The sequence below is a fragment of the Mycobacterium asiaticum genome, from assembly GCF_001673635.1.
Taxonomy (GTDB): Bacteria; Actinomycetota; Actinomycetes; order Mycobacteriales; family Mycobacteriaceae; genus Mycobacterium; species Mycobacterium asiaticum_C.
Window position 1 is genome coordinate 1 of the sequence record NZ_LZMH01000056.1, and the last position, 23,859, is coordinate 23,859.

Here is a 23,859-nt window from a genome sequence, read left to right on the forward strand (position 1 = left end):
CGGGTCGCGAAAAGGTCGGTGACCACCGCGTGGTCGACCTCTAACCAGTCCCGCACGCGTGCGACGACCGCGGTGGCCAACACCGAGTCACCGCCGAGGGCGAAGAAGTCGTCGTGCACGCCGACCGGGTGCACGTCGAGCACCTCGGCGACGATCTCGGCCAGCGCGGCCTGCAGGTCGTTGGTTGGGGCGACGTGCGGCCCCGCCGGGGTGTCGGGCTCCCCGAGCAGTGCCACCGCGGCACGGCGATCCAGCTTCCCGTTGGGAGTCAACGGGATTCGCTCAAGCATCAAGATGCGCGACGGGATCATGTAGCCGGGCAGCAGCTCGGCGAGTGCGACCATGACGTCACCCTCGACCGGGTCACCGGCGATGGCCGCCACCAGGTGGGGCGCATTGGTGCCGACGACGGCGGCGACGGCGTGCCGGACCCCGGGCAGGCTGCGCAACGCGCTCTCCACCTCCCCAAGTTCGACACGGTATCCCCGGATTTGCACCTGGTGATCGGCGCGGCCGAGGAATTCGATGGTGCCGTCGGGCCAATATCTGGCCAGGTCGCCCGTCTTGTACCAGCGCATGCCCTCGTGCACGACGAAACGTTGCGCGGTGCGTTCCGGGTCGTTGCGATAGCCCGCGGCGACGTTGGCCCCGCCCACCCAGAGTTCGCCCGGCACCCAGTCGAGGCAGTCCCGGCCCGACGGCGACACGACCCGGCACCGCACGTTGCGCAGCGGCACACCGAACGGCACCGTCGTCCAGTGCGGTGGCGGTTCGCCGGCCACTTCGCAGATGGTGCTGTGGATCGCTGTCTCGGTGGCTCCGCCGAGTCCGGCGAATCGGCATCCGGGGATCATTGCGGTCAGCCGGCGGGCCAACGAAGCCGCTACCCAGTCACCGCCGAGGATGACCGCGCGCAAGGAATCGCCAAGGCGGTTTGCGCCGGATTCCAGGATCATGTCCAGAATGCCCGGCACGCAATTGAGTATCGAAACCCGGTGTTGCCGAATCAGTTCCACCCAGGCATTCGCCGAGGACCGCTGGGACTCTTCGACCACGACCACCGCCGCACCCGTCGCGAACATGCCGAAGATGTCGTAGACCGAGAGGTCGAATTCGAACGCGGAGAATGCCAGCGAACGATCCCTGTTGCCCACCCCGAACCAATCGTTGACCGCGTCGATGGTGTTCATCGCCGCGCTGTGCGGCACCTCCACGCCCTTGGGCTGGCCGGTAGAGCCCGATGTGAATAGCACGTATGCGATCGCGCTGGTATCCGGAATGACCGCAGCGGGCAGCGGTTCCGGATACTCGCGTGCCGCCTCGATGGACAAGCCGGCGATACCCGTGTCCACCGGAGACCCGTCGGCCGTCAGCACCGCGGCAGCATCGGCGGCTGCAAGGATTTTCGTTTGCCGCGCCGCGGGTTGGTCCACACCGATCGGCAGGTAGGCAGCGCCGGCGGCCAGCACGCCTAGCACGGCAAGAATCTGGTCCCTGCCCTTGGGCAACCGGACGGCGACCGTGTCACCCGGAGCCACACCCTGTGCGCGCAGCGCGCCCGCGACCGCCAGCGCAGCCGAGGCGAGTTGCCCGTAGCTCCAGCCGCCGGCCCCGTCGTCGTAGCCCCACAAGACGGCCACATCGTCGGGATGTGCCGCGGCACGGTCGAAAAAGCCTTGGTGCAGGCGACGACCGCTGACCGGGCCGTCGGTTGCGTTGACCGCCGCACGCACCTGCGCCTGGTTGGCCGGCAGCCGCACCGCGGCTTCGGCGTCCCAGGCCGTGTCACCGTCACCAAGGCGTCGGACGGTCTTGGTGAACGCGTCGAACATGGCGTCGACCAGACCCGGCGGGAAGGCCGCCTCCCGGACATCCCAGTTGATCAGCAATCCACCGCGCAGTTCGGTGATCTGGGCGTCGAGCAGCACCTGCGGTCCTTGGGAGATGATCCACGCCGGGTCGCCAAACGTTCGGATGACGTTGTCGGAGAACAGCTCCCCGAGATCGAGGGCGCTGGTGAAGACCACTGGCGCCAGCACCGGTTCACCGCGATGCCTGCCCAGGTCGCGCAGCACCTCGAGGCCGGAATAGGCGGCGTGCGAGCCACTGTCGTACATGATGCGCTGGACGGCTTTGGCGCGCTGGGTGATCGAGATGTTTTCGCTGACGTCGACCTCGAGCATGATCGAAGAGGTGAAGTCCCCGATCACCCGGTCGATCTCGGGATGGACGGGTTCCCGGTGGAACAACGGAACATTCAGGAGGAACCTGTCCTGAGCCGACCAGCCACCGATGGTGTCGGCGAATACCGCCGCCAACGCCACGGCCGGAGTGACGCCGCGCGCGTGCGCCCCGGAGATCAATCTCTCCTTGGCTTCCGGCGCCAACCAATGGTGGTACCGGACGGTGCGGCGCGACGCGGGGCGCTCTGGCGCCCGGGGAAGCTCAGGGGCACCGGGCATTTCGGGGAGCCGCTGCTGCCACCACTGCCGGTCCCGCTCATGTGCGGCGGCGCCATCGCGGCCGGCCCGGCGCTGGTCGAGGTAGCGTTGGTAGCTGTAGCCGGGTATCGGCAGGGTGGCGCCGCCATAGGCATCGGCGAGATCGGTGACCAGCACCCGATAGCTCACCGCGTCGCCGGCCAGCATATCGACGTCCAGGTGCAACCGCGCCCGGTCCCGATACAGCGTCAGGGTGACGTCGATGACCTGCCCGTCTTCGATTGCCAACCGCTGGTGCGTCTTTCGGTCTCGGATCGCCGCCAGCTCTGCTTCCACCGCATCCGCGGCACGGTCGCGCAGATCGACGACCTCGAACACCGGTCGACCCGGCCGCGCCAGGGTCTGCTGGGTGCCGTCCGGCAGGAACCTGGTGCGCAGCATCGGGTGAGCCGCGACCAGCGCGTCCACCGCCCGGTGCAGCCGCTGCGGATCGATTGCGGCACCGTCGAACTCAACGTAGAGGTGGGCCGCGACGCCACCGAGTTCCTGTTCGTCGGATCGCCCGATCCAATAGGCGTGCTGCATCGGGGCCAGCGGGAACGGGGCGTCGGTGGCTGGTTCGCCCGGTTGCGGCCACTCCGGGCTGGGTGGCGGCGCCTGGTCACCGCTGAGCAGCCCGTGCCAGGATTCGACGGTGGGACTGGCGGCGAGCTCGGCGAAGGTGATGTCCGCGCCGCGCTTACGCCAGCCGCCCGCCAGGGACATCATGCGAATAGAGTTGAGCCCCAGCTGGATCAGGTCGTCGTGATCTGCGACGTCGGTTACCGGGCAACCGAGGTGGGCCGCGATCGTGGCTTTGATCTCGTCCTTGCTGATCCACTCTTCGCCGCGCGCCGGCATGTGCAGTCCTTCCTAATCCGCTTCGGGATTTTGGTCCAGCGCGGCGGCCAACACCGCGATCGCCCGCTGCCAATGCTCGGTGAGGCGATCGATATCGGCGCTGCCGAACAGGGCGTCACTCCACAGCAGGTTATTGATCAGCACCCAACCGGCCGGGGCGGCACCGATCAGCACGCTCATGTTCAGCGCGAAGCGCAGCGGCAGTTCCGGCTCGGGATCGACCGGCAGCGTTTCGATTTCGGCTCCGCTGAGCAGTGACCACGGTTCGTTCGTGGTGCCGCTGAGGTCCAGCCGGCCCATGTAGTTGAACAGCAATTGCGGCTCGGCCGCCCCTTGCAGTCCGGGGATTCGGGCGATATAGCGAAGCAACCCGTAATCGAGGCCTTCGTGCGGGACCTCGTCCAGGTGCGTCGTCACCGAGTCGAGCAGGGCGCGCGCCGCCGCGGGGTTCGCCTCGAGCCGATCGATGTCCATCGTGTCCGTGCCGGTGCCCACCCCCAGCCGCACCGGGAAGGTGTTGGTGAACCAACCGACGGTGTTCGCGGTGTCGGTATCCAGGACCGCGTCGGCGCGGCCATGGTTGTCCAGTGCGATCAACGCGCCCGAAGACGGATCGTGCCCGGCGACCCGGCGGTAGTTGCCGATGGCGATGGTGGCCGCGCACAACAGGATCGCGCGCATGCGGTCCTCGCGCGTGAGCGCGGCTTGCAGGCGTTCGGTGATTTCGACCGGGGTGTACACGGTGGTCACCTGGAGTTGCGACCAGGTGTCACGGCTCGGATCGGGATGTCGCGTACCCAGCGCGGGATCGGCGTCGCGGACCTGCGCCAGCCAGTAGTCGCGCTGGGCCAGCACCTCGGGTTGCCCCGCCCGCTCCCAGATGAGCCGGCACCAGCGGCGGTAGGAGGTGAACTCCGGCAACACCCTCGGCGTTTCGCCGGCCTGTAGGGAACGCCACGCCTCCTGGATGTCGCTGACCAGGATGTGCCAGGACACCACGTCCACCACCAAGTGGTGAATGGTGAGCAGCAGCACATCGGCACCGGCGCCGGTGAACCACACCGCCCGCACCATCGCGCCCGCGTGCGGGTCGATCTCGTCCATCACCGTGCGCGCGGCGTCCGGGATGACCGTGGCCAGGGCGGTTCCGGTTGGCACCTTCACCTCGGACAACAACTCGGCGGCGCTCACCACGCCGGGCGGACGGGTCACCAGGCGGGCTCCGTCGGGCGTTTCGGTCAGCGTCGAGCGCAGCACTTCGTGTCCGTCGAGCAGCAGTTGCAGTATCAGCTCGATGACCGCCCGCTCGATCCCGGCGGGCACTCGCATCAGGATGGTGTTGGTGAAGCGCCGGTAGTTACCGAACTCGTTCACCCAGGACACGATCGGCAGCGGCAGCACCTCGCCGTAGTCGGCGAACGTGGCAGCACTGTCCGCGTCGTTCCACGCGTCGACAGCCGCCGCCAGCTGGCGAACGGTCGGGCAACTCAACACCATCCGCGGTGTCAAGGGGATGTCGCGGCGCTGGGCCTTGTGCACCACCGAGATGGCCGAGATGCTGTCCAGCCCGAGCGAGAAGAAGTCGTCGTCGACATGCGGCATCACGCCACTGAACTGCTCCGCGAATATCTCGCACAACACCCGTTCGGTTTCAGTGGAAGCCGCCGCGCCGCTCGCCGTCACAGAAGTCAGTGCGTCCTGAGCCAGCTCGTCCAGCACCGCCCCATCGAGCTTGCCGTTGGCATTCACCGGCAGGCGGGGCAACGCGACGATCCTGGCCGGGACCATGTAGGACGGCAGGTGCTCGGTGAGCGCGGCGCGCAGCCGGACCGGATCGGATTCTGAGCCTTGTTGCCAGACAACGAATCCCACCAGGACGGGGCCGGATTCGCGGCGCAGCACGGACACCGCCGCGTCGTGCACCTCGGGTTGATTGCGCAGTGCGGACTCGATCTCCCCGATCTCCACGCGGTAGCCCCGGATCTTGACCTGGTCGTCCTCCCGTCCCAGGTACGCGTAGCCTCCGTGCGGCAGCCGGCGCACCAGGTCCCCGGTGCGATACATGCGCCGGCCAGGGCGGAACGGATCCGCGACGAAGCGCGCGGCCGTCAGCGCGGGCTGCCCAACGTAACCGCGGGCAAGTTGCGCACCCGACAGATACAGCTCCCCCACCACACCGTGGGGTACCACGCGCAGCTCCGAATCCAGTACATAGCCGAAGGTTCCGGAGTTGACCGTGCCGATCGTGGGCGCGAGGTATTCGTTTACTTCGGCCACCACCGCCTCGACCGTCGTCTCGGTTGGCCCGTAACAGTTGTGGACCGCCGTCGGCGCCAACGCGCGCAGTTGGCGCCACATCGTGGCATTGATCGCCTCGCCGCCGAGCGCTAGCACGGACAGCTTGCGTTCGGCCAGGCCGGCGGCCCGCAGCTGGACGAACATCGACGGCGTGGTGTCGATCATGTCGACGCCGAAGTCGGCCAGGCCCCGGACCAACCGGTCCGCGTCGCGCATCTCGTCCGCATCGAACAGGTGCACACCATGGCCGTCGAGCAGGCCGACCAGTGGCTGCCAGGACGCGTCGAAGCTGAACGCCCATGCATGAGCGATCCGCAACGGACGGCCCAACCGCGCCACGGCGGGCCGGTAGACACGGTCGCGGTGGTCGGCGAAATAGCTCAGCAGAGCGGCATTCGTGCCGACGACGCCCTTGGGCTCGCCGGTGGAGCCGGAGGTGAAGATGGCGTAGGCGCTGTGTTCGGGATGGCGACGGACCGCGGGCGCAACAGGGTCGTGCTGCCGGAGACGTTGCGCCACAGCGGGATCGTCCAACACCAGGGTGGGTAGCCGACCGTCGATCCGTTCCGATTGACCGGTCTGGGTGATCGCGAGCACCGGTGCTGATTGGCGCAGAAGCGAATCGATGCGGGCATCCGGCAGTGCGACGTCGACGGGCAGGTAGGCGCCGCCAGCCGCGAGCACCCCCATGATCGCGACCACCGAGGAGATCGATCGCGGCAACACCAGCGCGACAACGGTTTCCGGCCCCACACCCTGCTGCGCCAACTCGCAGGCCAGCCGGGCCGCCTCGGCATGTAGTTCGGCGTAGGTGTAGCGCACGCCGTCGCCGGTCGTCAGTGCGACCGCGTCCGGCGTGGCGCGGACCTGCCGCTCGAAGCTCTGCCACACCGATTGCTCGGTCGCCGGTACCGAGACCGCGGCCAGCTCGTCCAACTCCGCGCGCTCCGCGGGGGTGAGAACATCCAGCGCGTCGGGACCTTGGTTCTCAATGTCGGGCAGCTGCCGTAGCACCGAGACCAATCGCTCGCACAGTTGCGCGGACGAAAGATGCGGCAACGCTTCACGAATAGCCTCGACGACCACAATCAAAGCGTCCTCGATCAGGTGCGAGACCACCGTCAGCGGGTAGTGGGTCAGGCTTTCCCCTTCGACGGGGGTGAAGCGGGTTCCGTCCGCGGTGGTGACCGGCCGGACGGCATCCTCGAGCGGCGCGTTCTCGAACACGAACAGCGTGTCGAAAAGGCTGCCGTGGCCGTGCGCCCGTTGCAGCTCGGACAGGCTGAGGTAGCCGATGTCACGCAACGACGAGGATTCCCGCTGCAGTCGTCTGCATTGCTCGACCACGGCGTCGGCGCCGCTGAGGTGATGCACCACCGGAACGGTGTTGATGAACATCCCAACCATGGTCTCGACGCCGGGCAGGTGTTCGGGCCGGCCGGAGACGACGGTCCCGAAGACCACGTCGCGCCGGTCGGTGAGCCGGCTGAGCACCACGATCCAGGCGAAAAGCACCGCGGTGTTGAGCGTGAGCCCGTTCCGGCCCGCCCACTGGCGCAGCCGCGCCGTGTCGCCGGCGCACAGCAGCAGGTTCGCTTTTTCGGGCACGCCGTGAGCTGCGGTGGGTATGCCATCGGCCACGATGAGCGGCGCGGAGACGCGCTGTAGATAGTCCGTCCACTTTGCGGTCGCGACCGTGCGGTCCTGCCGGGACAGCCAGGCGATGTAGTCCCGGTAAGGGCGCGGGGCGGGCAACCCGTCGGTCGAGCCGCCGGCCTGATACACCGCGAGCATCTCGGTGAAGAAGATGCCGAGTCCCCAACCGTCCACCAGGATGTGGTGGGCGGTGAAGATCATCCGGCGCCTGGTTTCGCCGGGCACCGACAGCAGCACGACGCGCAGGGCCGGCCCGCGGCTCAGGTCGAACGGCCGACGCCGTTCCGAGCGCGCGATCGAGTCGAATTCGCTTGCCGTGGTGACCCGTTCGGACCACGGCAACTCGGCATAGGCGGGAACGATCTGCACCGGCCGCGGGACATCGCGATCCCAGAACGCCGCACGGAGGTTGGGGTGGCGGTCCAGCATGGCCTGGGCGCTACGGCGCAGCAGCGCGACGTTGAGCGGCCCGTCGATGTCGGCCACCAACTGCATGGTGTAGATGTCGAGGCTGTCCTCGGCCAGGCGGTATAAGGCGAACAAGCCCTCCTGCAACGGGCTCAGCGCAAGCACATCCTCGATCTGCGGCGGCGCGGCGGTCATGGTCGGCTCAGGCCTGGTTCTGCCAGGATGCGGTGAGCGCCGCCAACGCGTCGGCGTCCAAGCCGGATGCGCTCATCGGCGCGCTGGTCGCGGTCGCATCGACCTGCGATTCCGCCCGGCCGGCAGACTGATCGGCCGCCGCGTCGACCGCCGCGGCCACCTCGGCGATCGTCATGTGCTCGAACACCATTGCGGGCGCCAGTGCCAGTCCCTGCGCGTTGGCCCGGGCCGACATCTGGACCGCGATGATGCTGTCACCGCCGAGTGCGAAGAAATTGTCTTCCGGTTCGACGCCGTCGATCTCGAGGAGTTCCTCCAGCAGGGCGATGAGGGCCTGCTGGGTTTGCGGCGAGCCGCCCGCCACGGGTTGTTCGGGACGGGCGCCGACCGGCGTCGGGGGCGCCAGGAGTTTTTCCATCACTTCGGCCGGCGCCAGTTGTAGCGCCGACAACGGCGAATCGGGCTGAACTGCAAAGGCTTCCAGCGCTACATCCAGTGCCTCGGCGATGTGCTGCACGGTTTGGGGTTCGTACAAGTCGGCGTTGGCGACGATGCGTACCTCGAGCCCGCCGTCCGCGAGCACGTTCATGCTGACGTTCAGATCCAGCAGCGAGACATCGAATTCCATCGGAATCGCAACGACCGTCGTTTCGGGCGTGAGATCGCGCGGCGCCAGCGCCCAGTCCTCGGCCCGGAAGTGGATCGAAGTTTGGAACAGCGGGTGGTTGCGCGACCTCGAGCGCGGTGGGTTCAGCGCTTCGACCAGCCGGTCGATCGGTATTTCCTGGTGTGCCAACGCATCGAGCACCACTTCGCGGGATCGCGCCAGTGCGGTGCGCGGGCTCGGGTCGCCCGACAAGTCATTACGCAGCGCCACCACATTCGCGAACGGCCCGTTCGCCGCAGCGATGGCCAGTTCACCGCGGGCCGCCACCGGGCTGCCGATCGCGATGTCGGTGCCCGCACCCAACTTGTGCAGCAATACCGCGAGCGCTGCCTGATAGACCATGAACTCGCTGGCGCCCTGCGCATCGGCGAGCCGGGTGAGCGCCGCGCGGCGTGCGGCCGGGAGGGTGAAGGCCGCCACGGCGGCGCGCCTGCCGATCACCGGTGGCCGCGCATGGTCGGCAGCCAGGGAGAGCTCGGTGGGCATTCCCGCCAGTGCGTCGCACCAGTAGTTCAGCTCACCCTGGGCCCACTCGTTCGGCACGTCGAAGGTATTTCGTTGCCACAGCGCGTAGTCGATGAACTGGAACGGCAGGGTTTCCCAGTGCGGCGCCGCCCCGGCCAGCCGGGCCCGGTAGGCCCGGACAAGGTCGTCGTAGATGACCCCCAGCGAGTTGTGATCGGTGACAATGTGGTGGATCAGCACCACCAGCACGTGCTGGTCCGGTCCGAGCGCCAACAACGTGGGCCTGATCAGCGGCCCCGACTCGAGATCGAACAGGTGCCGGCGTAACTCGCTGGCCTTCTCGTCGAGCTGCTCGGCGGCAATGTCGGCGACCGCGAGCTCAACGTTGAGGGCCGGCTGCACGCGCTGATAGGGCATGCCGTCGTGTTCGGCGAACGATGTGCGCAGCGCCTCGTGCCGGGCCACCACGTCGTGCAGCGCGTCGGCGAGCGCCGCGATGTTCAACGGACCGGTGAAGCGAAGTGACAGAGCCAAATTGAAGACATCGTTCGCACCGCGCATCCGGTGCTGGAACCACATGGCGAGTTGGGAGTAGGACAGCGGCGGCCGGTCGGGCCGGGTCTCGTGGGCCAGCCCGGGGCGGGCGGCCGCGGGCCGCTCGCCCAACAGCTCCGCCAATCCCGCCGGCGTCGGAGCGTCGAAGACGGCCCGGACGTTGCAGTCGACGTCGAACTCGGCGCGGATCTGGGCGACCAGCCGCGCCGCCAGCAGCGAGTGACCACCCAGGTCGAAGAACGAATCGTCGACGCTCACCCGCTCACAACCGAACAGCCGCCCGAAGATTGCGCACAGGCGGTACTCGGCGTCGGTGGTCGGCTCCCGGTAGCTGCGAAGCGCAACCGGGGTGGCCGGGGGCAATGCCCGCTTGTCCAGTTTCCCGTGCACCGTCATCGGGATCTCGGGGATCACGCCGAACGCGGTGGGCACCATGTATTCGGGCAGTACCGCCGCGGCGTGGGCGTGAATCTCGCTCAGTTCGATGTTGTTTCCGCCGCCGGGCACGACGTAGGCGACCAGTCTGGGCCCGACCTCGGTGTCTTCGGCGATAACAAGGCAGTGCCGCACGGCGGGATGCGTCGCGATCACCGACTCGACCTCGCCGAGTTCGATACGGAAGCCCCGGACCTTGACCTGCTCGTCGGCGCGGCCGACGAACTCCAGTTTCCCGGAAACGTTGCGGCGGACCAGATCCCCGGTCCGGTACAGTCGCTGTCCGGGGTTGAACGGGTCGGCAACGAAGCGCTGCGCCGTCAGGGCCGGTCGCCCCAAGTAGCCGCGCGCCAGTTGCGCGCCACCCAGATACAGTTCGCCGACCACCTCGGCGGGCACGGGTTGCAGTTCCTCGTCCAGCACGTAGGTATAGACATTCCGGTTGGGAATGCCGATCGGCACCACCCCGGTTCCTTGCGGCCCCTCGACGGGCAGGTGAGTCGCACAGATGACGGCCTCCGTCGGGCCGTAGTGATTGCGCAACTTGGCATCGAAGTAGCCGGCGAATTTGTCGGCCACCTCCCCGGAGAGCGCCTCTCCGCCCACCGGCACATGGCGCAACTGCCGCCATTCACCGACCTGCGGCAGCAGCAACAGCGTGCTCAGCATCGAGGGCACCATGTGCAGAGTCGTGACGCCGTGGCGGCTGATCAGCTCGGCGACATACGGAATGTCGTTGAAGGCATTGGGCTTTGGAATAATCAGCCGCGCCCCGAGTGACAGCGGGGCGAAGATCTCCATCAGTGAGGCGTCGAAACTCACCGAAGATGACTGGAACACCCGGTCGTCGGAGGTCAGGCTCCATTCGGCGAGAAAACCGTCCATGTGCTCGGCGATCGCGCGGTGCGGCACCGCCACGCCTTTGGGTTGGCCGGTGGAGCCGGAGGTGTAGATCACGTACGCCAGGTGATCGGGACGCAACGGCTGCAACCGATCGGCGTCGGTGGGCGCGGTGTCGGACAGGTTCGCCGCGACGTTCTCCGCTGCCGCGAATTCGGCTTGCCCGATGACCATTACCGGATTCGCATCCCGCACCAGATACTCGATGCGGTCCTCGGGAAAAGCAGGGTCGATCGGCAGGTAGGCCGCGCCGGCCTTCAGTACGGCGAACATGGCGACGATGAACTCGATCGACGTCGTCATGCGTAGGCCGACGATGTCCTCGGCACCTATGCCGTTGCCGATAAGCCAGCGCGCCAGGCGATTAGCGCGGCCATGCAACTGCGCATACGTCAGCTGTGCGTCGTCGGACACCAGGGCGAGGGAATCCGGCGCGGCGGCGGCCGCCGCTTCTAGCGCGGCCACCATGGTGGCGGCGGGACTGGCGACGAGCTCACCGTGCGATTGCGCCAGCACGGCGTCCCGCTCGCCGGGCCCCATCAGGTCGAGTGAGGCGACGCGATGGGCCGGCTCGCGCAACGCATGGTCCAGCAACTGCACGTAATGCGACAGCATCTGATCCACCAGCGCGCTCGACAGCGACTCGGTCTGGTACTCGAATTCGGCGATCATGCCGTCCGGGTCGAGCACCACCGCGAGCGCCAGCGGCACCGGTGCGGTTACGGCACCGAGTTCGAGTTGTCGAATGGTGACACCGTCGAGGCGCAAGCCGGATACCGTCTTGCGCATGCTGAAGCCCAGCCGGACCAGGCGGTCCATCCCGTCGCGGCCTGCGGTGCGCTCCGGATTCAGCTCGCGCACCACGCGATCGAGGCCGACGGACTGCCGGGCGAAGGCCTGCAAGCAGGCTTCGCTCACCCGGTCGACCAACGAGGTGAACGTGTCGTCCGGTCGCACGGCGATGCGCAGCAACAGGGTGTTACCGAAATATCCGAGCGCGCGTTCGGCGGCGGCTCGTCGTTCGGTCACCGGCACCGAGATCAGGAAGTCCGCGGCACCGGTATACCGACGAATCAGCGCACCGTAGGCCGCGAGCAGCACCATGAACGGTGTGGCCGAGCGATGACGGGCGAACTCTTCGAGCCGATTGAACAGGTCGGCCGGAACCGCCCAGCTACGCCGCTGCGCGTGCTTGGACGGGTTCGGGGACGACGCACCGGGCAGCTGCAGCGGATCGGGGAGCGGCAGCAGGTTGTTGCGCCAGTATGCGATATCGGCGGGCGACGGATCCGTCCCCTCGGTTCCCGCGCGACCCAGCACCTCCACCGCAACATATTGCGGCGGTTGGCCGTTGACCGTGCCGGTGTTGTAGGCCGCACTCAGTTCGTCGAAGAACACCGCCCAGGAATCGTCATCCCAGCAGATGTGATGCACCACCAGCAGCAACACGAATTCATCGGCGCCGGTCCGAAGTAGGGTGACCCGCAGCGGCAATTCGCTGGTGAGATCGAAGGGCCTGCCGAACTCCCGGTGAGCCAGTGCCTCGACGGTCTGCCCGTTTCCGGCGAGTTCCGTTAGATCGTGTGTCTGCCAGGGGATTTGAACGTCATCGTGGAAGACCTGATACGGCTCGCCCTCGGTGTCCACACCGTAGGTGGAGCGCAGGACCGCATGACGCGCGATGACCTCACCGACCGCAGCCCGCAACCGCTCCTCATCCAGAGCGCCCGTCAATCGGTATGCCACAGAGATGTTCAGTGTCGTGTCGGCGGCGTCCATGGCTTGCACGAACCACATCCGGCGCTGGCCGGCGGACAGACCGTAGTGTCGGCCCGCTTCGAGGACGGCCACGTCCGTCGCGGGCACGCTTCCCGCCGCGCCGCTCTCGGCGATGCGACGGCGCAGCAGCTCACGGCGACGCTCCTGCACGGTCTTGGCATCGGGTGCCATCGTCGGTCTCACTGCCTCTCTCATACCGCCTGCGGCCAGGAACCAGTTTCCGATGTCACATAGCCGCCGCGCGCGAAAAACTTGTCGCCGCTGTGCTCGACACCGTCGGCGGTCCGCACCAGCGTGACCACCAGCGCGCGGTTTCGGCCCCGGAACGCTTCCGGCCCCGACACCACCGCACCACCGCCTTCCTGCACGATCACCCGGCCCGGGGTGCCGCCGTATCGCGCTTCGGAGATCCGGGCTTCGAGCACCTCGATCCGTTCACCGCGGTAGAACGCGAAGGGCCGAGGGTAGGGATCGGACAACGCACGCACGAACCGTTCGAGGTCGGCCGCCGGCCAGCTCCAGTCGATCAGGCTGTCCCGCTGCGATCGCTTGTGGTAGTAGGTTCGTTCGGCTTTGTTCTGCGGACGCCAGACCCCGGTGCCCGACTCGAGCGCACTCAGCGCTTCGGCGAGCGCCCCGGGAATGAGATCCATGCCCCGCATCACCAGCTCGGTGCCGGTATCGGTCGGCCCGATCGGCAGCGCGTGCTGAACCAGAATGTCGCCGGTGTCCAGGCCGTCGTCCATCCGGTGCACGGTCAGACCGAATTCGGTCTCGCCGGAAATCAGCGCCCAGAGCACCGGGGAGAATCCGGTGAACTTGGGCAGCAACGAATCGTGCAGGTTCAAGGTGCCGTGGGGTGGAAGGTCGTACAGCTCGGCCGGCATCCAGGTGTACCAACTGTTGACCACGATGACATCGGGTTCGGCGCGGCGAACCCGGTCGATGGTTTCCGCGTCGACCCGGTCGGTGAGATGCACCGGGATACCGTGCTCGCGCGCCAGCTCCTCGACGGACGCCGAGAAGATCGCCTTATAGGAGTGTTCGCTGGCCGGGTGCGTCACCGCGAGCGGAACTTCGTGACCGAGGTCGATCACAGCCTGCAGGGTCTTGTGTCCCCAGGTCTGGAATCCGAACGACACGACACGCATCAAGCGTTCCCCTCCATGGACCCCTCTGTGAACCCCTGCATGAACCCCTCCGTCTCGTTCGTCATCGCTGCGGCCCCCACCGGCACCCAATCCGCACCAGCAGATTATGTTAGCCTTCGCTAAGTTGCTGGGCGCGTGCGGCCATGTCAATCGACTGAGCCGGCCACCGGGTGCGGCCTGGCCATTTGAGTTGTGCGACGTTCGCCACGAAACCGGTACAGCCTGGTCAGTGGTGCGGGAAGATACCCGCGTGCAAGACGCGGTGCAGGCGAACAGGCCGGACCTCGCGGGTCGGCGCGCCGCACTCGAACACCAGGGGTTTGAAGGCACCTTTTCGTTGCGTTCCCTAGACGTGGACCGCGACCTGGATCTGCTGCACTCCTGGATGAACGACCCGGTGGTCGCCACGTATTGGAAGAAGCCGTGGTCCCGGACCCGGATCAAGTCGTACCTGCGTGAGCAGGAGCTCAGCGACCACTCCAGCCCGTACCTGGGTGAGCTTGACGGCGTGCCGATGAGTTACTGGGAGCTCTACCGCGCCGACCTCGACCCGCTGGCTGAGTTCTACGAGGCCCGCGCCCACGATGCGGGGATCCACATGCTGCTCGGTCCGGCGCAATTCCGGGGGCGACGGCTGGCGGCGGACCTGCTGCGGGTGATTTCGGCCTGGCAGCTGGACGCGGACCCCCTGGCCACCCGGGTGATCGGCGAACCCGACGCGGCTAATGTGCGCCTGCTCCGGGTGGCCGAACTTGCCGGGTTTCGGCACGTGGCCGACCTCGACCTGCCGGGAAAACGCGCCGCCCTGATGGTGCGCGAGCGGGACTGGCTGTAGACCCGAACACCCCATTTCGCCCGCGCCGCGTTATGTTAGCCTTCGCTAAGTTCATGCCCGCGCGGCCTTTGCGGCGATCCGTGCGGGCCGACCCGACCGGGCTCACGAGAGGTGGGAGCGCATGCCGCGCACACTTGGCTGGATCAGGCAGTTCCACCAACCGGCTTCTCCCGAGAGCCCCACGCTGCTGGTCTTCCCGCACGCCGGTGCCGGCGCCTCGGCCTACCGCACCTTCTCCAAGATTCTGAGCCGAGACTTCAGCGTCCTGATCTTCCAGTACCCCGGCCGCCAGGACCGTGCGGCCGAGCCGCCGCTGGCCACGCTGCCCGAGATCGCCGCCGGAGCGTTCCATGAATTCTCGACATCCGAGCACAATCGCGGCCCCGTCGCCACGTTCGGCCACAGCATGGGCGGGTGGGTCGCCTTCGAGTTCGTGCGGCTCGCCGAAGCCAGCGGGATCGAGGTGCGTCAACTCACCGTCTCCGCGGCGGTTGCCCCCGCCAACGCGATCACCAAACCGTCCCACCCCACGGAGGACGAGGACATCCTGAACCATTTGACGGCATTGGAAGGCACCAATTCCGCCGTCTTCGGCAACCGGGATCTGATGAGACTGGCGCTGCCCGTCATCAAGGCCGACTACCGCGCCTGCGACGCGTACTCCGGCACCGACTCCTGCACCGACGGCGTCAAAATCTCGGCGCCCATCCATGCCCTCGGGGGCGACCAGGACCCGATCGTCACGCTCGGCGATCTCTACGGCTGGGGCAAGCACACCGGCAGCGTGGAGGTCACCATGTTCGACGGCGGGCACTTCTTCCTCAACGATCATCTCGACGACGTGGCGGAATTGTTGGCCGCCTGTGCGCAACGCGAGCGGGCTCGGTGACTGACCCCGTCGTCATCTCGGGACTGGCCGTCGAAGCGCCCGGCGGCCTGGTTACCCCGGCTGCGCTGTGGGAGGCGCTGTGCGAGTCCCGCGAGCTGATCTCGCCGTTCCCGCGCGACCGCGGATGGCCGGTCGAGGACCTGCTGGCGGTGTCCGAGACCGACGGTTGGGGAAAGGTCTGCGACGCCGGCGGTTTCATGGAAAGCGCAATGATGTTCGACCCGCCGTTCTTCGGCATCACCCATCGCGAAGCTCTCGTCATGCACCCCCAGCAACGCGTCGCGATGCGGGTGGCGTGGAAAGCGCTGGAGAACGCCGGAATCAATCCGGCGACCCGGGAGGGCGAATTCGGCGGCTGTTTCGTCGGGATGTCGATGACCGAATACGGAACCCGCACCGCGGTCGCCGACGGTTACACCGGCCACCGGACCGTAGGGATGGGGCAGCTGGGCGGTGCCGGCCGGATCTCGCACTGCCTAGGCCTCACCGGACCCTCGATGTGCATCGACTCTGCCTGCGGTTCCTCGCTGACCGCCCTGCAACTGGCGGCGAATTCGGTGGCCATGGACGAGTGCGAGTGGGCGTTGGCCGGTGCCGTCTGTGTGCTCGGCTCACCGGCCGCTTTCTTCGAGTTCGCCAAGCTGCACGCGCTGTCCGATGACGGCCACTGCCGGGCATACGCCGACGACGTCAGCGGCACGGTGTGGGGCGAGGGCGCGGGAATGGTTGTGGTGGAACGCGAATCGCGGGCACGTCAACTCGGACACCGCATCTACGGCCGGATCCTGGCGGTTCGTACCAACCACAACGGCAAGGGTAAACCGATCCTGGTGCCCCGAGTTCGCGCGCAGGAGCAGGTCGTGCAGAAGACGCTGGATGCGGCCGGTATCGACCCCGCCGACGTCGGCATGATCGAAGGTCACGGCACCGCGACGCTTGCCGGCGACCCGGTGGAGTTGCTGGCGCTGTTCAAGACCTACGGCGCGGCGGGGTCCGAGGCACTGCTCGGCTCGATCAAGTCCAACGCCGGACACGCCCAGGCTGCGGCCGGGATCCTCGGGCTGATCAAGGTGCTGCTCGCCGGCCAGCACGGTTACATTCCGCCAACCCTGTTCTCCGACAACCCCACCAAGAAGCTGGACTGGGACCTGGTCGGCATCCGGCTGGCGACCAAGCTGCACGAGTGGCAGCCCAAGAACGGGGTCCGGTACGGTGCCGCGTCGTCGTTCGGCGCCGGCGGCGCCAATGCGCACGCGATCGTCGCGATGCCCGCAAGCGCTTGAGTTTCCGAGAGTGAGAACGTGACGCCTCTTAGCTACCGGCTCCCGAACGGCTCGACTCCCGTCCTGCTGAGCACCGATGCCGCCGAACTGCTGCCGCGCGAAGCCGCCGCGCTACTTTCCTACGCCACAACACATTCGGAGGTATCACCGCAGGCGATCGCAGACATGCTGTTCCGCACCCGGATCGCCCGTAAACACCGCGCGCTGGCCATGGTGTCCGACCGGGCCGGGTTGTTGAGCGCGCTGCGGGCAATCGCCCAGGGACTCGACCATTCGCTGGTGCTCCGCTTCCAGGCAGCGGCCACACCCCGCAATGTCGGATTCGTCTTTCCGGGGCAAGGCAGTCAGCGGCCGGGTATGGGCCGGTTGTTCTACGAAACGATGCCGGCGTTCCAAACCGAAGTCGACCGCTGCGCGGCGGCCTTCGAGGCGTACACGGGACACTCACCGCTGAAATACCTTCTCGACGAAGGCTTTACGGCCGACGACGAGGCCGGCACCGTTCAGCCGGCCTTGTTCACCCAGATGGCCGGCCTGGCCGCCATGTGGCGGTCGTTCGGCGTCGCACCTCGTGCCACCATCGGACACAGCCAGGGTGAAGTCGCGGCGGCGTATCTGTCCGGATTGATCACCCTGGATGACGCGGTCCGGATCGTCTCGATCCGCTCGCGCGCCGCCGACGAGTTCGTCTCCGGCGCCTACGCGATGGCCGTCATCGCCGCCGACCGGGAGACGTGCGAGGACCTGCTCGCCCGCGCTTGCGGCTGGGCGGAGCTCGCGGTCGTCAATTCGCCTAACCTGAACGGCATTTCGGGCGACCAGGACGCGGTGCAGAGCATCGTCGACAGCTGCACCGAGCGCGGTATTTTCGCGCGCGTCATCCGGGTCCACTATCCCGCGCACACCAGCGTGATCAACGAGCTCAACGACAAGCTGCGCGCAGCCACCCAGCGCGAACTGGAGAATCCGAAATTCCTCGATGCCGACATCGACTGCGTCGGCGCCACTCTCGGCGCCGCCATCACCCCCGATCTGCCGGTGGATCAGTACTGGTTCTGGAACCTGCGCAACACCGTCCGCTTCGACAAAGCGATCGCGGACGCCACGGCGTCGGGCGTGGACACCTTCGTCGAGCTGGCCGAACATCCCACTTTGCAGTTGGCCATTCAGGAGAACCTGGCAGCCGACAGCGGCGTCGAGGATGAAAGGCCGACCCTGGTCGTCGGTACTTCGCTGCGCACCGCTGGCGATCTCGACGAATTCACCCGCAACCTGATGCGACTGGCGTTGCACGACCTGGCCTTCCCGTGGGACGGCCTAGGCACCGAACTCGACGGCCCTCCCCCGCTGCCGCTGGTCGACTTCCCGAATACCGTCTTCAACGACGCCAAGCTGTGGATGCCCTACGAACAGGGCATCTCACGCATTCCCGGAAGGACACCCACCGTCGCCCCAGCGACCAAGGCAGCCGCCCCCGAAAGCGACAGCATCACGCCGCCGCGCCTGCTGACCGAACAATGGGTCCGCCTGTCCCGACGCTCACTGGTGCCGCCACGGATGATCGGTGTCATCGACTACACCGGCGAGTGCGCCGAGCTGGCCAACGCGCTCTGCGTTGCCGCCGGTGCCGTCGGCGCTACCGCACAGCTGGTCAACGCCGAGACCACCGCAGCGGCAGAGGGTTTGGACACACTTGTGGTCCTGATGCCGCAATCACCGCGCCTCGACGCCGCGGCAGCGGCAGCCCAGGTGGCGGCCTTTTTCTCCGAGCGCACCTGGTGGCCTGGCATGGCTACGGGGGTCACCGACTTCTGGCTGGTGACCGTGGCCGGTGAGGCCGTGGTTGCCGGTGATGCCACACCGGACCTGGTGCATGCCGGCGCGAGTGCCGGATTCCGCAGTGTCGGAGCGAAATACCCGGGCACCCGGTTCCGGCACCTCGACCTGCCGGCGGTATCCGGCGCATCATCGAGTGCGACCGCACCGGCCATCGTGGCGGCGCTGCACACCGCTGACGAGTCAGAGCTCGCCATACGCGAGGCTGGTCTGTACGCCAAGCGAGTGATCGAAACTGATATCCCCGCAACCGAATCCGATATCTGCGCCGCCGGGCACGTCCTGATCATCGGCGGGACCGGCAAATTGGGGCTGGAATTCTGCGAGCACTACGCCCACCGCGGTGCGAAGCGGATCACCCTGGTCAACCGCTCGGGTGAGAGCGCCGCGTCCGCGGCGCGGGTGCAGCGCATCCGGTCGGTCACCCGGACCGATATCCAAGTCGCCGCCTGCGATTTGGGTGATTCGTCCGCTATACACGAGCTGGCTCACCAGGGTCCGCCCGCAGACCTGATAATCCATGCCGCAGTGGAGTATTCGGGTGTCGAGCTGGAAGACATCACTGCTGACAACGTCAATGTGGCGTTGCGGGCCAAGGTGGTCGGCATCGCCCAAGTGCTGGACAGTTATCCGCGAACGTCCAATAGCCGCGTGTTGCTCTGCTCGTCGGTGTCCGCGACCGTCGGGGGTCGTGGGCTGGCGCTCTACTCCGCCGGAAACCGCATGCTCGACGCGTTGGCTCACCAGGTCAGATCCACCGGCGCGGAGTGCATTTCCGTGCAGTGGGGCCATTGGGACGTGCATCTGGACCGCTCCGGTGCGGCGATGCTGGCTGGCCTCGGGGTCGTACCGATGCGTCCCGCGGACGCGCTCGCGGTGGGCACGGCGCGGTTCGGCGATAACGTGATCGTCGCGGCGTTCGATCTGGAGCGGGCGCGATCGGTGCTGCAGACCTGCGGTCGTCATTCCCTGTTGTCCCAATTGGAATCGGCGCCGCGCCGCGCCGCCGAACCCCGGGTGCAGCACCCCGCCGTCGTGACCGGCCCGTCGCAGCGGTTCGTGGATTTACTGGCCCAAGCCATCGGACTCGACAGCGCCGAGACGATCGACACCAGCGTCCCCATGGTCGCGATCGGGCTGGATTCGTTGCAAGCGTTGGAGTTGCGGCGCCGGGTCAAGCAGGAGTTCAATCAGGATCTCGAGGTCGCCGACCTGTTGGGCGGAGCATCGATCGCGGACGTGCTGGCCAAGCTGAACGCGTAGTTTTTCAGCGTCCCTCAGCCGGCGTTCGTCGCCTCTTTCAGACTTCTGGGTCGCAGGTCGGCCCAATGCCGCTCGATGTAACTCAGGCAATTCGCCCGGGTGTCCGCGCCGAACACCGTCCGCCAGCCCGCCGGCACCGCGACGGACGCCGGCCACAGACTGTGTTGATCTTCCGCGTTGACCAAGACGATAAACGTCCCGCCGTCGTCGTCAAACGGATTGATATTCACCGCTTCTCCCGCGCGGCCCGGTGTGAACGGCGGCCTCGCCGCCCAAGACCCGATCGGACAGCAGGCCCAGGCAACTCAGGTTCGGGAAGCCGGGACCCTCGTTGAGCCCGGACAGGTTCGGCAGCATCAGTTTCGGGGTGACGCCTTCGACAGCCAAATCGTGGCCGATCGACTCCTCGAGCCGTTCGCCGGTCAGCGGTCCGCCCAACCCCAGCTCCAGCAGGTCGACCGCACCTTGGCTCAGTAGCGGCAGGAACCACAACGGGTCAGCCCCCGACCCGTCGATGACCAGGTCGAAATCGTGCACGCTTTCCAGTCGTTCGCCGCACTGGTCGGTTTGCAGGGTGATCCAGATTCGTTCATGACGATCGGCGACGTGTGCGACGCGGCCGCGCAGGTGCTTGATCCGCTCGTCGGCGAGAAGCAACTCCTGCACCCGCGCGGAGAAGACCCCCCGATCGGTGCGGGCAATGCAGTCACGCCGTTCCGCCAGCGTCAACGTCCGCCAATGCGTGGGATCGGAGAACAGCGAATTCTCGAAGAACCCCTCACCGCGGGTAAAGAGGGTAGCTTGCGGCGAGATCGCGGTAATCGTCGAAACCCGGTGATGGAACAGCTCATTGAGCATCGAGGCGGCCGTCTCGCCGCCGCCGATCACCGCCACCTTCTCGGCAACGATCCGATCATGGGACGACGTGCGCTCCCAGAACTGGGCGATCGACAGCATGCGCGGGTCCCCGGAAAGGATGGAGCGCTGCGGCTGGCCCGGCCCGGTGATCATCACCGTGTCCGCGGACAGCTGTGTGTCGCGGGTGTGCAGGTTCCAGCGCGAGCCGCTCACCGACATCTGAATCAGTTCACCGCGAACGACTTTGAGCCCCACCATGTCGGCGACCCAGCGCAGATACCGAGCCCAGGTGTCATGTGTCGGCGCCGGCCTGCCCCGGTCGACCCAGCCAACGAACTGGTTCGTGGCGACCAGGTACGCCTGCCAGCTCCAGCGCATCATCCGTTCGTCGATCTCGGCGTTGCGACCCGGCACCAGCGCCGATCGGTACGGGAAGCCGATGTCTTTTTCGGGACTGGTGCCCAGCCGCTGCCGGCCGTCCGTCCAGCCGCCGCCGGCGATCCAGTTCGCCGCCACCGACGACCGTTCGATCGCCAGCACCTCGGGCGTCTCGATGCCCATCTCCCGCAGCACCGCGGCCTTCGCGGCCACTGCCACCGCCTTTGCGCCGGCACCGATGATGGCGAGGGTCTCACTCACAGGGCTGCACCCGCCCGCCAGGGGCCATTCGGTACGCGGCAGGGGCGCACCCGGTTCGCCGGCAAGCCGGCGAATGATGCGTCGCCCACGTCCCCCACCTCCGTTGCTTAGCTCAGGCTGCCCTAACTTTTCTGTACGCTACCCTATATTCGCGGGGCACACACGCTCGCCCCGAGGGAGCTGTCGAGTGCCTGTTACCTCTGGCCCGTCGGGGGCGTTTCCGACTGGGTTCGTACCCTTTCCCGCAGATCGAGCCGCGGCATACCGCGCGGCGGGCTACTGGAGCGGGCGCCCCCTGGACTCGATCTTGCGTCAGGCGGCCGCACAGTGGCCCGACCGTCCCGCCGTGCGGGATGCCCACAGCACCCTCAGCTATGCCGTCCTCGACCGGCTCGCCGATCAGGCCGCGGCGGGGTTCGCCGCCTTGCCGATCGCTCCCGGCGAACGCGTGCTGCTGCAGTTGCCGAACTCCTGCCGGTTCGCCGTCGCACTGTTCGGTCTGCTACGGGCCGGCGCCATCCCCGTCATGTGCCTGCCGGGACACCGGCTGGCGGAGCTCACCCACTTCGCCGAGGTCAGCGACGCGGTGGCGCTGGTCGTCGCCGATTGCGCGGCCGGTTTCGACTACCGACCGATGGCCGAACAACTCGCCGCGACGCATCCGCGGCTGCGGCACGTCGTCGTCGACGGCGAGCCCGGCCCATTCCTGGCCTGGCCGGACTTGCCCGGCGGTGCCGCACCCGAGGTCGTGGTCGACCCGTCTGCCCCGGCGCTGCTGCTGGTGTCCGGGGGCACCACCGGCCTGCCCAAGCTGATCCCGCGCACGCACGACGACTACGTCTACAACGCCACCGCAAGCGCGCGACTGTGCGAGTTGACCAGCTCCGACGTGTACCTGGCGGCGTTGCCGGCCGCACACAACTTCCCGCTGGCGTGCCCGGGCCTGCTGGGGGCGCTCAGTGTCGGCGCGACCGTCGTGTTCACCAACGACCCGAGTCCGGAGTCTGCATTCGCCACGATCGAGCGCACCGGCGTCACCGTCACCGCGTTGGTGCCGGCGTTGGCGAAATTGTGGGCGCAAGCCTGCGATTGGGAGCCCGTGACACCGAAGTCGTTGCGGCTGTTGCAGGTTGGCGGATCCAAGCTGGAGCCCGAGGACGCCCGTGCGGTGCGGGAAGCCCTGACCCCGGGATTGCAACAGGTGTTCGGCATGGCGGAGGGTCTGCTGAACTTCACCCGACTCGACGATCCGCCCGACCTGCTCGACCATACCCAGGGCCGACCGCTGAGCCCGGGCGACGAAGTGCGGGTAGTCGACGCCGACGGCACACCCGTCGCGCCCGGCGGTGAAGGCGAACTGTTGGTTAGGGGGCCATACACCCTCAACGGCTACTTCTGTGCCGCGCGCGACAACGAACGCAGCTTTGATCCCGAGGGCTTCTACCGCAGTGGCGACCTGGTGCGGCTGCGCGAAGACGGGTACCTGCTGGTCACCGGTCGCGTCAAGGATGTCATCTGCCGGTGTGGTGAAACGATCGGCGCCCAGGACATCGAGGAGCAGCTGCTGACCCATCCGGCGATCTGGTCGGCGGCGGCGGTGCCGCTCCCCGATCCGGATCTTGGTGAAAGAATCTGTGCCGCAGTAGTTTTCGGTGGCCCCCCAGCCACACTCGCGGAGCTGAACGCCCATCTCGACGGGCGCGGCGTCGCCACCCACGCCCGAATCGACCAGCTGGTCGCGCTGCCGACATTGCCCACGACCCCCATCGGGAAGATCGACAAGAAGGCAATCGTCGCGCAGCTCGCCGCGCACTAGTCCGCACCTGCCGCAGCAACCTGCGGCTCCTTCGCGCCTGCCCCGCTGCCCTATCCGAGCGGCTGCCGGTAACACGTTGCCCGATACCACTTGAGATGTCGCAATAGCAGACGGTAGTGTTCTCTAAATTCAACGGCGCAGGGGAAGAGCTGGGGCAATGATTGGTTCGGGGTTATACGGTTTCCTGACCGTCGCTTCGCTGGTGCTCATGCTGATAGCGGCGTCCTTTGCCGCGGTCTATGTCAGGCGGCTCAGTAAACAACCGACCACAGCGGTCAGCGAAGAACCGGGCAGCGCACGAATAGTGGTGCAGAAGTTGCGGCACCGCGAGCCCATGTCGCAGGACGAATGGGAGTACGCGAAGCGAGTCGTTACCAACCGCGGATCTCTGCTGGCGCTTTCCATCCCCGGCATGGTGTTCCTGCTGGGCTGCTTCTATGTGTTCGGCAGCCTGGAGCACCTGCACGGTGCGACGCCCTCGGAGCGGACATTTCTGGGTGTGATCCCGATACTGACCTCCACCAGCCTGGCCCTTCGGATGCTGAGCAGCGCCAAGCTGAAACGACGCCTGAAGAAGGCCGGGGGGTAAT

12 protein-coding genes are annotated in these 23,859 nt (G+C 67.2%); 6 read left to right on the forward strand and 6 right to left on the reverse strand.

The window, feature by feature from the left end; all coding sequences use genetic code 11:
- The 4 genes from A5645_RS16390 to A5645_RS16405 form a co-directional block, all read right to left on the reverse strand.
- On the reverse strand, window positions 1-3,341 hold a 3,341-nt coding region (locus A5645_RS16390), incomplete at its 3' end, for a non-ribosomal peptide synthetase (protein ID WP_065130284.1).
- A 12-nt stretch (window positions 3,342-3,353) separates the two neighbouring features.
- Window positions 3,354-7,898 carry a non-ribosomal peptide synthetase gene (locus A5645_RS16395; protein WP_065130286.1) on the reverse strand — a complete coding sequence of 1,515 codons (4,545 nt, stop codon included), beginning with the start codon at window positions 7,896-7,898 and terminating at the stop codon, window positions 3,354-3,356.
- 7 nt (window positions 7,899-7,905) lie between these two features.
- Entirely contained in the window at window positions 7,906-12,870 is a 4,965-nt protein-coding gene (locus A5645_RS16400; protein WP_065130288.1) for a non-ribosomal peptide synthetase, read from the reverse strand.
- 20 nt (window positions 12,871-12,890) lie between these two features.
- Complete coding sequence (locus A5645_RS16405) at window positions 12,891-13,850, reverse strand: methionyl-tRNA formyltransferase (RefSeq protein ID WP_065130290.1); 960 nt, start codon at window positions 13,848-13,850, stop codon at window positions 12,891-12,893.
- A 232-nt stretch (window positions 13,851-14,082) separates the two neighbouring features.
- Between A5645_RS16405 and A5645_RS16410 the strand changes: the two genes are divergently transcribed.
- The 4 genes from A5645_RS16410 (at window position 14,083) to nbtC (ending at window position 19,956) form a co-directional block, all read left to right on the forward strand.
- Window positions 14,083-14,685 (forward strand): GNAT family N-acetyltransferase, encoded by a 603-nt coding sequence (locus tag A5645_RS16410; protein ID WP_253867023.1) that lies wholly within the window; start codon window positions 14,083-14,085, stop codon window positions 14,683-14,685.
- A gap of 121 nt (window positions 14,686-14,806) precedes the next feature.
- A complete protein-coding gene (locus A5645_RS16415; RefSeq protein ID WP_065130292.1) occupies window positions 14,807-15,574 on the forward strand; it encodes a thioesterase II family protein in 768 nt (255 codons plus the stop codon).
- Window positions 15,571-16,857, forward strand: a complete 1,287-nt coding sequence (locus A5645_RS16420) for a beta-ketoacyl [acyl carrier protein] synthase domain-containing protein (RefSeq protein ID WP_172830548.1) — start codon at window positions 15,571-15,573, stop codon at window positions 16,855-16,857. Before A5645_RS16415 ends, A5645_RS16420 begins: the two co-directional genes overlap by 4 nt.
- Before the next feature lie 18 nt (window positions 16,858-16,875).
- On the forward strand, window positions 16,876-19,956 hold the full coding sequence (nbtC, locus tag A5645_RS16425; RefSeq protein WP_065130294.1) for a nocobactin polyketide synthase NbtC: 3,081 nt from the start codon (window positions 16,876-16,878) through the stop codon (window positions 19,954-19,956).
- A gap of 14 nt (window positions 19,957-19,970) precedes the next feature.
- Here nbtC and A5645_RS16430 read toward each other — a convergent pair whose 3' ends face one another.
- Both A5645_RS16430 and mbtG read right to left on the reverse strand, forming a co-directional pair.
- Window positions 19,971-20,186, reverse strand: coding sequence for an MbtH family protein (locus tag A5645_RS16430; RefSeq protein ID WP_065130296.1), 216 nt, complete (start codon window positions 20,184-20,186; stop codon window positions 19,971-19,973).
- Complete coding sequence (mbtG, locus tag A5645_RS16435; RefSeq protein WP_065130298.1) at window positions 20,167-21,453, reverse strand: NADPH-dependent L-lysine N(6)-monooxygenase MbtG; 1,287 nt, start codon at window positions 21,451-21,453, stop codon at window positions 20,167-20,169. Before mbtG ends, A5645_RS16430 begins: the two co-directional genes overlap by 20 nt.
- A gap of 187 nt (window positions 21,454-21,640) precedes the next feature.
- On the opposite strand from mbtG, the gene A5645_RS16440 reads away from it, so the two are divergent.
- Window positions 21,641-23,269: a (2,3-dihydroxybenzoyl)adenylate synthase gene (locus A5645_RS16440; RefSeq protein WP_065130300.1), complete on the forward strand. Its 1,629-nt coding sequence runs from the start codon at window positions 21,641-21,643 to the stop codon at window positions 23,267-23,269.
- A gap of 160 nt (window positions 23,270-23,429) precedes the next feature.
- A complete protein-coding gene (locus tag A5645_RS16445) occupies window positions 23,430-23,858 on the forward strand; it encodes a uroporphyrinogen decarboxylase/cobalamine-independent methonine synthase family protein (protein ID WP_081288392.1) in 429 nt (142 codons plus the stop codon).
- Window position 23,859 lies beyond the last annotated feature (1 nt).